10 protein-coding genes are annotated in these 12,103 nt (G+C 70.6%); 4 read left to right on the top strand and 6 right to left on the bottom strand.

The genetic code is table 11. The features are described from left to right. The first annotated feature begins 33 nt into the window (after positions 1-33). Both ACZ5WK_RS32610 and ACZ5WK_RS32605 read left to right on the top strand, forming a co-directional pair. On the top strand, positions 34-1,308 hold the full coding sequence (locus tag ACZ5WK_RS32610; protein ID WP_465552892.1) for a M23 family metallopeptidase: 1,275 nt from the start codon (positions 34-36) through the stop codon (positions 1,306-1,308). 222 nt (positions 1,309-1,530) lie between these two features. Then, complete coding sequence (locus ACZ5WK_RS32605) at positions 1,531-1,959, top strand: hypothetical protein (protein ID WP_465552890.1); 429 nt, start codon at positions 1,531-1,533, stop codon at positions 1,957-1,959. Positions 1,960-2,322: 363 nt separating this feature from the next. On the opposite strand, the gene ACZ5WK_RS32600 is transcribed toward ACZ5WK_RS32605, so the two are convergent. Further along, a complete protein-coding gene (locus ACZ5WK_RS32600) occupies positions 2,323-3,150 on the bottom strand; it encodes an alpha/beta fold hydrolase (protein ID WP_465552888.1) in 828 nt (275 codons plus the stop codon). A gap of 351 nt (positions 3,151-3,501) precedes the next feature. Here ACZ5WK_RS32600 and ACZ5WK_RS32595 point away from each other — a divergent pair, with 351 nt between their 5' ends. Continuing rightward, positions 3,502-4,275: a transposase gene (locus ACZ5WK_RS32595; RefSeq protein ID WP_465552886.1), complete on the top strand. Its 774-nt coding sequence runs from the start codon at positions 3,502-3,504 to the stop codon at positions 4,273-4,275. A gap of 54 nt (positions 4,276-4,329) precedes the next feature. Here ACZ5WK_RS32595 and ACZ5WK_RS32590 read toward each other — a convergent pair whose 3' ends face one another. Then, on the bottom strand, positions 4,330-5,547 hold the full coding sequence (locus ACZ5WK_RS32590) for a serine/threonine-protein kinase (protein WP_465552884.1): 1,218 nt from the start codon (positions 5,545-5,547) through the stop codon (positions 4,330-4,332). A 417-nt stretch (positions 5,548-5,964) separates the two neighbouring features. Next, complete coding sequence (locus tag ACZ5WK_RS32585) at positions 5,965-6,978, bottom strand: SDR family NAD(P)-dependent oxidoreductase (RefSeq protein ID WP_465552882.1); 1,014 nt, start codon at positions 6,976-6,978, stop codon at positions 5,965-5,967. A gap of 511 nt (positions 6,979-7,489) precedes the next feature. Here ACZ5WK_RS32585 and ACZ5WK_RS32580 point away from each other — a divergent pair. Further along, complete coding sequence (locus ACZ5WK_RS32580) at positions 7,490-8,665, top strand: DUF6236 family protein (protein WP_465552880.1); 1,176 nt, start codon at positions 7,490-7,492, stop codon at positions 8,663-8,665. 1,623 nt (positions 8,666-10,288) lie between these two features. Here ACZ5WK_RS32580 and ACZ5WK_RS32575 read toward each other — a convergent pair. The 3 genes from ACZ5WK_RS32575 to ACZ5WK_RS32565 form a co-directional block, all read right to left on the bottom strand. Beyond that, on the bottom strand, positions 10,289-10,447 hold the full coding sequence (locus tag ACZ5WK_RS32575) for a hypothetical protein (RefSeq protein WP_465552878.1): 159 nt from the start codon (positions 10,445-10,447) through the stop codon (positions 10,289-10,291). Beyond that, positions 10,444-10,845 (bottom strand): hypothetical protein, encoded by a 402-nt coding sequence (locus ACZ5WK_RS32570; RefSeq protein WP_465552876.1) that lies wholly within the window; start codon positions 10,843-10,845, stop codon positions 10,444-10,446. The genes ACZ5WK_RS32575 and ACZ5WK_RS32570 overlap by 4 nt, the downstream gene beginning before the upstream one ends. A 280-nt stretch (positions 10,846-11,125) precedes the next feature. Further along, positions 11,126-12,103, bottom strand: a 978-nt coding sequence (locus ACZ5WK_RS32565; RefSeq protein ID WP_465552874.1) for a terpene synthase family protein, incomplete at its 5' end; no start/stop codon positions are given.

Below are 12,103 nucleotides of genomic sequence, written 5' to 3'. Positions count from 1 at the left end.
GAGCTGCCGGCCTCGACAAACGACGGGGGCCACATGGCACACCGAAACTCCCCCAAGTCCACCGGCCACCGGGCACTGCTCCGCGGGCTCGCCGGCGGCGTGCTCGGAGCGATCGTGGCGGCAACCGCGATCGTGCCCGGGCACGGAGCCGCACTGACCGCTCTGCCGCCCGGCACACAGTTCACCCCGCTCACCGCAGCGGTGCTGACCGAGCCCGCGCCGTTCGATGCCACTGACGGCAAGGTGCACCTCTCGTACGAGCTGCTCACCACCAGTGCTCTGCCCAGCAGTGCTCAGGTGCGACTCGACCGGGTGGACGTCCAGGACGCGAACACCCAGCAGGTCATCGGCTCGCTGAGCGGACAGGCACTGGGCGGGGCCGCCAACCCGGTGGGCGACCCCCTGCCCGGGGCGGACGCGTACACACCGCCGCCACCGCCTCCGGCAGAGACCGTCATCCAGGGTTCCCAGCAGTGGATCATCTGGATCGATCTGACCCTCGACCACGGGCAGCCCGTGCCCCACGTGCTCGAACACCACCTGGTGGGCGCTGTCCTGACCGCATCGGGCGTGTCGCCGTTCGAGGAGACGGTGCAGTCCACCCCGACCGCCCGCACATCTCCGCTCGACCTGCGCCCGCCGGTCCTCCCGGGCACCTGGTACGCCAGCGAGTCGTGCTGCGGCAACACCCACCACCGGCGCGGTTTCGCGCCGATCAACGGCCGCTTCTACGTGCCGCAGCGCTTCGCGATCGACTGGTACCGGGTCGGAGGGCAGGGACAGACCTGGGAGGGCGACCCCACGCAGCTCACCAGCTACCTGAGCTACCGCCAGCCGGTCGTGGCATCGGCCGGCGGCCGGGTGGTGGAGGTCCAGGACGGTCTCCCGGACAACCCGCCGCCCGTGTCACCCCCCGTCCCGCCGATCGCGGACACCGTGGGCAACCACATCACGCTTGAGGTCGCACCCGGCCGGTACCTCCTCTACGGCCACTTGCATCCCGGTTCGCTGAACCTTCGGGAGGGGGACTGCGTCGAACCCGGCCAGCCCCTCGGGCTGATCGGCAACAGCGGCAATTCCACCACCCCTCACCTGCACTTCCAGGTGCTGACGACGACCGAGTTCTTCCCGACCGACAGCCCTCCCTTCACCTTCCGGAAGTTCCGGGTCGCCGGACACGTCGCGCCCCGGCTCTGGGACGACAATCTCGGCCTGCAACCGACCGGCGTCCTGCCGATCCAACCCTCGCCGTACGACGGCGTGCACCGGTCGGAGTACCCACTGGACCGCGAGGTGATCGACTTCTGACAGTGAGGATGTTCATGAACGCCTTCCGGCGGGGTCTGACCCACCTTCTGACTGACCCTGGTCCTCAACCGGACCTGTCGGCACTGCCCGGGAGGCGTTCGTGTGCAGCCACCGGCCCGGCTTGCGTGACTTCATGAGAGCCTGGCCAGAGGCCCCATCACTGTCCTGTCCGCCCGCCGGACCGTGGCTGCCGCCCTGACCGGTTCCATGGAGAGGGCGGCGATGTCCACCATGGCACAGCAAACCCGCGAGATCACCGGCGGCCTCGACACCCACAAGGACACCCACACCGCGGCGGCCGTCGACTCGGCCGGCCGGCCGCTGGGCGCCGAGCAGTTCGAGGCCACCGCGGCCGGCTACCACGAGCTCCCGACGTGGCTCCGCTCGTTCGACACCGGCACCCCCGATCTCCGGCGCCTGGAGCACCGCATCCAGGCGCACCTTGCGCTTGCCGTGGACCTGTGTCTTGCCGCCCAAGCTGATCACGAGCTCCAGCTACCCATGCCGCATATCTATACGAACCGTGGCAGACTGGGCGAAAGTGATAATGCTCTACAGAGGAAAATCACCCATGACTCATGGAGCCCACCCCCACGCTCCTACCGTCCGTGCAAACATCGACCGTGCCCGCGGCTGCGAAGAATGCCGTAGCTGGGGCACCGTGATCACACCCGAGGGCCGCCACGAGCTGTGCCCCAGGTGTCAGCGCCCTGATTAAGCACGCGACCTCCGATCCCTGGCCGGCGGCCTCCAGGCCGCCTTCGACGAATTCGGCCAGTAGCCAACCCCGCCCCCACACCCCCCGGCCCAGGAACCCCTATACAGGCGCCCTGGCTTGGAAGCAGATCACGCTGGGCGCTTCCAGGCGGGCCAGAGCTTGCCGTGGAACAGCCGGCCCGGCCGTCCACGGCGAGATCACCGCGCCCCGGATGTTCAAGCGCCCGGCCCAGGCCCCTGCCACCACCGAAGACCGAAGCGCAGACGCCCCGGGCTCCCGACCGCGGGTGACGGCGGTCAGGCGTCCGGGGCCGGGGCGCGGGCCGCGGCCAAGGCCTCGGTGATGTACGAGGCGACCAGGGCGGGCACCTCGGCTGGGGTGAAGAAGCTCTCGCCGGGGACGGTGATGACCCGGATCCCCGGGCGGGACAGCAGTATCCGGCGTTCGTCGTCGGTGATGCCGCCGTCGCCGCTCTCGCCGTGCACCACCCAGGCCGGGCCCTGTGCGGCCCGCAGCCGGGGCGCGAGGGACCCGTACCGGTCCAGGTACTCCAGGTAGCCACGCATGACGCGGCGCATCACCCGGGGATCATTGCGGCGCAGATCCGCGATCAGTTCGGCGCGGCGCTCCGGGGGCAGCGGACTGTCTTTGCCCGCGCCGTCGAGGAGCTTCAACATCGCGACGTACGGCAGATGGCCCAGCACCGGCGTGAGCCGGTCCAGGGTGCGCAGGAACCGGGACTCGTCCTGCCGCGAGAAACTGGGCGCGAGCAGGACCACCGGCCCCCGGAAACGGCCCGTGGCGACCATCTCGATCGCCACGTTGGCGCCCATGCTGTGCCCCACCACGACATCGGCGCCCAGGCCGGCCGCGCACTCGGCGGCGAGCCGCGCGAAGTTCTCCAGATCGAAGTCCCTGGGCGGGGCAGTGCCGCCGTGGCCGGGGAGGGTGACGGCGGTCAGACGGACGGCGGCGAGCGCCGGTTCGGCCAGCAGCTCGCGGTACTCATCCGCGGTGCACAATCCGCCGGGCAGCAGCAGCACACGGTGCTCGGCGTCGTCCGGGCCGGACTGGCTCCGGTCCCAGCTCAGCCACGACCATCCGTGGCCCCTCGGTTCGGCCATGTCTCCACGGTAGGTCGGCCGTCCAGGGCCCGCCCGGTCAAGCGACCAGGACGGGGCGGGAGCACGTGGGCGGAGTCCACGAACCGCGCCGGGTGGGCGACGGTCGGCGTAGACCAGCAACCTCCACCGGAACCAGACCACCGGGAAACTCCGCCGCCGGCTCGGCCGGGGATCCGGCGAGGAGACCACCCACCTTGACGCGGCGCGGGAACACCCGGATCGACACGCCGCCCCAGGCCACCGACAGGCGCTCTACCCACACCCGTCAACGAGCAACCCGCGCCCGCACCCGCGCACACGGCATGGCCGGCCAGACGCCGAGGCGTTGCTGCCGATGTCCTGGCCGCGATCGTGCGCGAGGAGATCGAGGCCCGCCGCGACATAGGCCTCATCCAGGAGGTGATCGCAGGAGCCGGCCGGTCGACGCCGGCCTGCACCGGCCGCTGCCCGACGACTCCGACCTGGTCAGAGCGGTCGCGGTCCTCGCCCGGGCCCAGCAGGACGCGGTCCAGGGACCGCGCCCGCGCCCACAACCGGCTCCGCTCTCACCTGCGCGAGTACTACCCGGCGATTCTCGAGGCGTTCGCCGACAAGCGGGAGCGGCTGCTCGCGCGGGAGGCCCGCGCGATCCTGGCCGTCGCCCCCACCCTGACAGAGGCCTCCGCCCTGAGTCGCAGCCGGCTCAGGGCCGCCGTCGTTCGAGCGGGTCGGCAGCCGCGGATCGACTCCGAGACCGATCGGCTCCTGGAGGCGTTCCGCCGCACCAGGCTCCGCCAACCGACGCTGGTGGAAGCGGCGATGGGACGCCAGACCCTTGCGCTTCTCGCCCAGCCGGACGCGGCCTGCCGGGCCTGCGACGACCTGGCCCAGGCCACCGAGAAGCTCTTCCTGCAACACCCCGATGCAGAGATCATCACCGGCTTCCCCGGCCTCGCCGTACTCACCGGTGCCCGAATCCTGGCGGAGATCGGCGACGACCGCACCCGGTTCGACACCGCCCGCGACCTGAAGGCCTACGCGGGAAGCGCCCCGGTCACGCACGAATCCGGCCGCAGCCGCCGGGTCAGCCACCGCCCAATCCCATCTGCCCGCAGGGAGAGTTGCGCACCTTCATGGAGCAGCTGAGCCGGACTGCCAGTCGTGGATGATCGAGGATGCCGCGCGCCGTCGATCGTGCCGCTAGGCAAGCAGCACCGCGTTCCACACGTCCCAGATCAGGACCAGTGGGAGGAAGACAGGGAGGAAGACCGCGCCGACGCTTCGATAGGGCGGCTTGCCAGGGCCCTTCCATCGGTAGAGCGTCGCCGTCAGCCCGAAGAGCACCGCGACCAGAGCGGCGGCGATGAGGGACGCACCGAAGAACTGTCCGCTACTTCGTCCCCGAACGAGCAGGCTGGAGCCGAATGCCACGACGCCGAGTCCGATCACGAGAAGGCAGCTGCCCGTGATCAGTCGCCCTGTACGCGCCATCCGGGACACCGGCGCCGTCGTTTCGGTCGATACAGCGGGTACGGTCGACGGCCGGGGTGCGTGCGGGGGCATGGGTGCCACTGCTGTGAGCATGGACGCACCGGCGCGCAGGACGGCCAGGGTGCTGTCCACGGTCGGGCGGTCTTCGGGGTTCTTGGCGAGGAGGGCGGTGATGAGGGAGGCGAGGACGGGGCCGGCGTGCCGCATCGGCGGCGGATCGTGGAGGGCGATCGCGGCGATGGTGGCCGTGGGGGTCTCGCGCCGGAACGGCGAGATGCCCTCCACCGCCTCGTACAGGGTCGCCCCCAGCGAGAACAGGTCACCGGCGGCCTGGTCCTGGGCGCCCTGGAGACGTTCGGGGGCCATGTACTCGACGGAGCCGATGACGCCTCCGGTGGTGGTGAGTCTGGTGTCGGTCTCGTGGACGGCGATTCCGAAGTCGGTGAGCAGCACCTGGCCGTCGTCGGTGAGCATCACGTTGGCCGGTTTGAGGTCGCGGTGCACGATCCCTGCGGCGTGGGCGGCCTTCAGCGCCTTGAGCAGCGCGGCCGCGACCTTGGCTGCGCGTGGGGCGGGCAGCGGCCCGTCCGTGCGCAGGCGCTCTGCCAGGGATTGCCCCTCGACCAGGCGCATCACGATCCAGGGGGTGCTGTCTTCAACGACCACGTCATGGACCGCGACGATGTGCGGGTGATCGCGCAGCTTGGCGGCGTTGCGGGCCTCACGCGCGGCCCGCGCCACCCGCTCACGATGCTCGGCACCGGATGAGGAGGCCTGCTGCGGCAGCCTCACCTCCTTGACTGCCACGTCGACGTCCAGCATTTCGTCGTACGCCTTCCATACCCGCCCGAACCCGCCCGAGTCGAGTTCTCCGACAAGCCGGTACCGCCCGCCGACGACCCGCTCCGACCCCTCGCGAGCTCCCAACGCCCCACCTCTCACCGAGTTCACCACCCCTGGCGATCCTGGCCAGAGGGCACATGTCGCGTACCAGACTCCCACCGACGCAGGTATTCCATGAGCCCTTTGGGTCGGTTGGAGAGCCCAGTGCCGACCATGCCCCACAGACCCCGGGTATCAGTGAGGCATGGTCAGCGGCAACCTACATGCCTCACGTGCCTACGCATTCTCGCGACACAAGATCCCGTTGTGCGTCCAGTCCATGTCTTCGCTGGCGCCACACCGGCGGGTGTACCCCGTCCGGTGCGTTCCGGGCCCGGCCCGACCGGGCACGGCGCCGCTCTGGCACCCCAGCACCGGATCACCGGGGATCGGGTGGCCCACGGCTCTGCGCTGCCGCCTCGCCTCCCGCTCTGCCGAACGATCTTGCCCGCAGGCCCGATCTCATCCGGCCGGGGCGTCTGCTTCGCCGCGCCCGGTCGCCGGGCCTTCGGTCTCGCCGAACCTTGTCGGTGCGGTGACCGTCGGGTCGTTGCCGGTCAAGTCGCAGCTGGCCGCCCAGAGACGTGCCGCGGTCGTGGTGTCGGCGAGGTGGTTCCAGAGGGGTTCGGTCCTGGGTGCACCGCGCAGTCCGAACGCTCGGGGGCTCAACATCTGGCCGCCGCGGACGCTCGGGTCGAGGACGGCCCGGACTGCGGGCCATGCGGCAGCGTCCTTGCCCTGGACGACAAGGCCGAGCGGTAGATGGCTCAGCCGCTCGCCGGCGGTTCGGACGTGCAATGGCGGGCGCGAAGGGGTGAGGGAGTCGAGCGCGCCGCCGGGATGAACGAGCACGCTCAGCGTTGTGCTGCCGGCGGCACGCAGGCGGCGGTCGAGTTCGAGAGCGAAGAGCATCTGGGCCAGTTTGGAGCGCGCATAGGCGCGTTTGGGCTGGTAGTCGCGCGTGCTCTGGAGATCGTCGAGGTCCAGGCGTTCCGACTTGGCAGCGAAGCTGCCGGTGGTGACGATCCGGCTCGCCGGGGTCGCCATGAGCAGGGGGGCCAGGTGGTGGGTCAGCGCGAAGTGCCCCAGGTGGTTGGTCGCGAACATCAGCTCGTGGCCGTCCGCGGTTTCGCGGCGCGGTGGATGGTCGAGCGCCACCCCGGCGTTGTGAACGACCGCGTCGAGGCGGTCCAGTCCGAGCGCGTCCACGGATGCCTTGAGCGAAGCGAGGTCGGCCAGGTCCAGGGGCATGTGCTCCACCTTGGCGCCGGGGACGCGCGAGCCTATGGAAGCGATCGCGTCGTCGGCCTTCGCCCTGTCTCGGCTGCCGAGAACGACCGTGGCCCCGGTGCCGGCCAGCTGCTCGGCGACGAAATACCCGATGCCCGCGTTGCCGCCGGTGACCAGGAAGCTCTTTCCCCGCGCATGAGGCAGTCGGCGAACGTCCCATCGCGGGGCCTGGGGTACGGAGGGCATGGCGGGCTCCCGGAAGCTCGGAGTGGTCTCAAGGAGAGCGGGCCCGCACATTCACAGCCGGCCACGCCCAGTCCCTACGGTCCCGGGGGCCACTCACATCCCACCGGCAGGTCCCTGTCCCCGCTGACAGCCGACCGACAGCGCGCGGGCCCGGCGCGGCAAGGGCTGCAGCTTCCCCCGCCGATCAAGAACAAGTGACAGAACCCACCGGCCGTCGAGATCATTTGGCAAATGGTCAAGATCACTTGTCGCGGGACACTGCTGCCCTGCGCCTGCTTCCATGGCAAATGATCTCTACGTCAGATGATCTTGATGGTCAGCAGGTATCTGCCACTTGATCTCGACCGGCCGGGGAAGGCGAAGCGGGTGAACGTCACCGCACCGTCGGCGCTGACGACCCGTCTCCAAAATGGCGGGTCGCGACCTGTCGCGCATGTCCGACCGCTCGCGCTGGGCAGAAATGACTCAGAGGTGCCAGTCGGGCGTGCGGCTGGCCGGAGGGGAGCGAACGGTGCGCGACATTGCCCTGTACCACCCATACATCCACTTTCGCGAAGAGCGGTGGCTCAAAGCCGCGGCGCTGTACTGGCCCCGAATGGCACGCGTGGTCCCGAACGGGTATCCGATGGCTGACACGGATACCGCCCGCGTGCTCAGCGATGAGCTCGGGTTCATCGTCCGGGTGCCTCCGGACGCTGCCGCCCGGGCTGTGGCGCCGGTCTTCATGGAGATCCTGAACGCACACCAGGATCTCCTGGTGACTGCGCTGGGAGGCCCCGTGGCCCGGGCCCGGACCGGTGACGCCGCAGACGTTCCCTACACCGGTGGCCGGCACGACGCGAACGTCGGGTTGGCGGCAGTTCACTGGGACGAGATGGAGGCTGGTCTGCGCGAGGCACTGATCAGTGCTCAGCTGGCCATCGAAGCCGTCAGGTACCCGCCCGGAGGGGGGCCGCTGCTTCACTGGGTGGCCATGCATCCACGCCTGGTCTGGATCTATAAATGCGTTCTGAGCGCACAGGTGGCCGAGATGGGGCAGTTCACGCCTACCACGGACCAGGATGATGCCCACCTCTCGCCCCACACGTGGTCCCGTGGTCGCCTCCTCGCGGCGCTGACGGGTACGCAACAGGACGACGATGCACTGCCCGACTTGGCGGACGCCGTGGGATTGCTTGCGGTCCGTACGGTGCTACCCCGCGATCTGGACGCGGTTGATGCCCGCAGGATCGCAGCCCTACGCCGTCGTCACCAGGCGGAGTTCGAGGCCTTTCATGCCGCCGTCGGTGAAGCTGTCGAGCTGCTGCGCGACCGACTGGCTGATATCGCACTGCCCGCCGCACAGATGCAGCACACCGCACTCGAAGTCGAACGCCGCTTCGAGGCGCCACTCGCGGAGCTACGCAACGCGCTGAAGGGCGCACGAATCGACACCACGTTCAGCGCAGCCAGCCTCAAGTTCGACCTGCCGGCAGGACTTGCCGCGGCTGGTGGCGGCGCACTGGCCGGGCAGCCGCTCATCGGCACCACCGTGGGCGCCGCCTTCGGACTGTCAGCCCTTCGCCGGACGGCCGGCCGAGAACGCAGCAACCTCCGCAGCACCTCCCCTGTCGCGAGCTACCTTCTCAGCATTCAGCAGGCCCTCGCCCCCCGTTCGCTCTTGCAGCGCCTCACCGCGCGTGGCTGAGCCCCGCCGGCGCTACAGGGGCGAAGGCCCGGGTCCGACCCGCGCGAGCCGGTGACAAAACTGCCGGACGTTGGTCACACATGGGTCTCCGACCATGACGGAGATCTGCCATGCCCCTTCGCCGCTGCAGCAGCAGGACCGCCATGCCCAGCGGCGCCTGGCGGTCCTGAGACACGCCGAGGAAGGGACCCACAGGCCCTACCGGCAGAGGCCCCGGTCGATCGCCGGTCCACGGGACCGAGCCGACCGACCGGGGCGGCCGTGCACCCGCAGCCCCACCCAGGGCCCGCTCTCACCCGTGGTGCACACCGTCGTTGCAGCCCGGCGCGCTGTCCCAGCACGGGTCCTCCGACGCGGGGCCGGACGGCGACGCCCCGCCGGTGGAGAACTGGGTCGGCCAGCCACCCGACGTGGACCGCGGCAACGTCGCCGGCGATGTCGCGGTCGGCAGGGGCGGTGGCGCGACCGCCGACGGCGGCGGCGACGTCCTTACCGGCGCCGGTGGTGGAACCGCGGAGGCGGCCGGCGCGGATCTGCCCGTCGACCCGCTACCCGCAGCCCCCGGAACACTTGCGGTGCCTGCTGTGCTTGCGGTCCGACGCGCAGTCGGGCTCGCGGTTGCCACAGGAACAGCAGCCCCGGCATCCCCCGTCGAGGTCGCCGATTCCGGCCCCGGCGCAGGGCCGGCCCCCTCCCCCACAGACGGACTCGCCGCCGTCACCGGGCCGGTCACCGTGGGGGCCGTGGACGGCTCCGCGGCTCCTGGTCCTCCCCCGTCGGCCAGGCCCTCGATGCCGAGCACGACAGCAGTCACCACCACCACCGCCACCGCGAGCGTGACCGCCACCACCGTGCGCCGCGCCGGCGCAGCCGCCCGCAACACCACACGCGGCACACCCCGCCCCGGACGCGACGCCTCCGCCCCGACCGGTTCAGCCGCAGCGGCCGACCGCGCGCCATCGCCCGGCACGCCGGTTGCCCACTCGTCCGCGCCCGCCGCCGACGGTTTCTCCTGCCCGCCCTTGGTCCCGGCCGGCTCCGACCCGGTGGCGGCACTCGCCGCCGCATCCCCGCTCACACCGGACCGGACCGCGGGCTGGGGCAGCGTCAGAACGGCCGTCTCCGCCGGGCCCGCCGAACCCGGCTCAACCGACTCCGGCTTCACCGGTTCCGTCGGCTCCGACGCCGCCACCGGCTCCGATGCCTCCGGCGGCACCGGTTGGGACGTCCGGGCCCACTGGACGGCAACGGCTTTGCGGGCCGTGACCCAGACCACGACATCGTCCGCATCGCCCCCGCAGGCCTTGACGAACGCGGCCACAAGCTCCTCGCGCGGAAGGTCGGCACGGCCCAGGGCCCCCGCCAGCGTGGCACGGGGAAGCACCTCACCGGCCTGCCCGGCCCGCCGCTCAAGCTGCCGAAAGCTCAGGCCCGACCACTGGCGGAGCTCACGCATCACCCCGACAAACTGCTCCGGCGTCACCACGCCCAGCGGACGTGGCGCAAGGGCCACAGACGAAGCGTCACGGGAATCGGATAAGGAAGACGGATTCACACCCGGCAGCCTAGGCAACGACCACTCACCGACCGGAGCTTCTCACCGCTTTCACCCGACCCCGTGCCCTACTCGTTACCTCTCGATCCCGGCCAGTAGGCCAGGGTGAGCACGTGGCCGGTGTCGGCGACCAACCGCTGCGGCATCGCGGTCCACACCCGTCCGGCGTGGACGTCGCGGCGCACTGCCGTGGTGCCGGGCTGGAACAGGCTCGTCGTCGTGGTCACGGCGGCAGTCTTCCCGGTCCCGGGCCGGACGGTCCGCTCGATGGTGTGACGATTGGCCAGGACAGGGAAACGGTAGCGGGCGACTCCAGGTCCGGCACGCGGGCTCGTGCCAGGTCGTGCGGACGACCAGGCCCGGCGAAACGGCCCGGGGGGCGGCGGCGCACAGCGCGTCGGCCGGGGACCAGCTCGATGCCCGCGCGGGCGGCGGCGGTCATCTCCAGGGCGTCGGCGGTGTCCTCGGCGAGGAGAGCGCGCCGGGGCCGGGCCGGCGGGCCGAGCACGCCGAGGTCGGTCAGCAGGGCATCGGCCTGCTGGTGGGCGCCGGCCCGGGCCGGGGTGGTGACGCGCTCGCCGACCGCGGGTTCGGGCAGGAACGCCCCGCTCAGCCAGTTGTCCACCTGGGAACCGGGCTCAGAGACGAGCCAGGCGAGGGTGGTTCATACGCGGCCGCCGGAACTGCCGCGACTACGGACGCATGCCCGCCCACGCCGTAGCCCACCTTGCCCGGAGCGCCATCGCCCTGATGCTCCGGCGCCTCGGCCGCACCGCAGGGACGGCAGCCGAGACGGGCGTCGCCCTCGCCGTGTGAGACTGCCCTTCCCGTTGCTCCAGAGGTCATGACACCCTCGCCGGCGACGATGTGAGGCTCAGCCGCGTGGGCGAGAAGGAGAACGGTCTTCATCCTTCCCTTTCCCCGCCCGTCTTCGGTGGTGCCTGGCGGGCAGGGTGGGCGTGTGCGCCGAGAAGATCAGCGACGTGCTCCGCGCCTCTCACCTGGTCTTCTTCGGGATCCATGTAGCGCTGGGTGAGGAAGTGGTAGTCGTGGTCACCGCGGACGAGTTCTCGGTAGGACGCCAGGCAGCGCCGGGCGTCGGACAGCAGACGGTCCGCGCCGAGAGCCGCGACCTGCCGGAGGGCCTGTTCTTCGACGGCGATCATCGTCTTGACCTTGGCAGTGACCAGAGCATTGACGTGATCGACAGCTTCCCTCGTGGTGCGTTCCCCGTTGTTCTCCAGGAGGAACACGGCGTTGTGGGAGTAGCCGGACAGGCGTTCCTTGCGGGCCGACAGGAGATCATTGTACAGACCAATGCGCTGGCAGGCCGCGACGCGGAACCTTTTCCAGGTGGGTAGCTGTCGCACTGGTTCGGGCACATCGATGCCCTGGGCGATCTCACACATGTCGAGGTACATCGGCATGCCGACAGAGTCGGTCCGGTGCAACTGGTAGTCGTCGATGGACGGGAGGCAACCGCTCGCCCGGTCGACGGTTTCGGCGTAGTAGGTCCACAACCACCGCACGATGTCGGCGCGGAACGTTCTGCGCCAACTCACCGACCTTCCAGCGGTCAGCCGCGTCCAGAGGTCGAGCAGCGCTTCACCGAGGGGGTTGGTGGGCGGTGCCCCATGCATGACCGCCGTCACCTTGTCGATGGCGTCGGCGCTGAAGGCAGGTTGAGATCCGGCCGCTCCGTCGTCGAACTCATCGTCGAGGATGAACGCAAACGCCGTCCATTGGGCAATGAGCGTGAGGACGGCCGGCGTGGCGCGCGGGTAGTACGTGACTCCTCCCCCGGATGAATCCGGGGGCTTCTCGCTAAGCCGGGTTGGCCTCGCGACGGACCAGCCCGGCCCGTAGGACGTTGATGGCTCCCA

It is taken from the genome of Kitasatospora sp. NPDC032757 (assembly GCF_055579305.1).
This window is presented reverse-complemented; position numbering and strand designations above follow the sequence as displayed.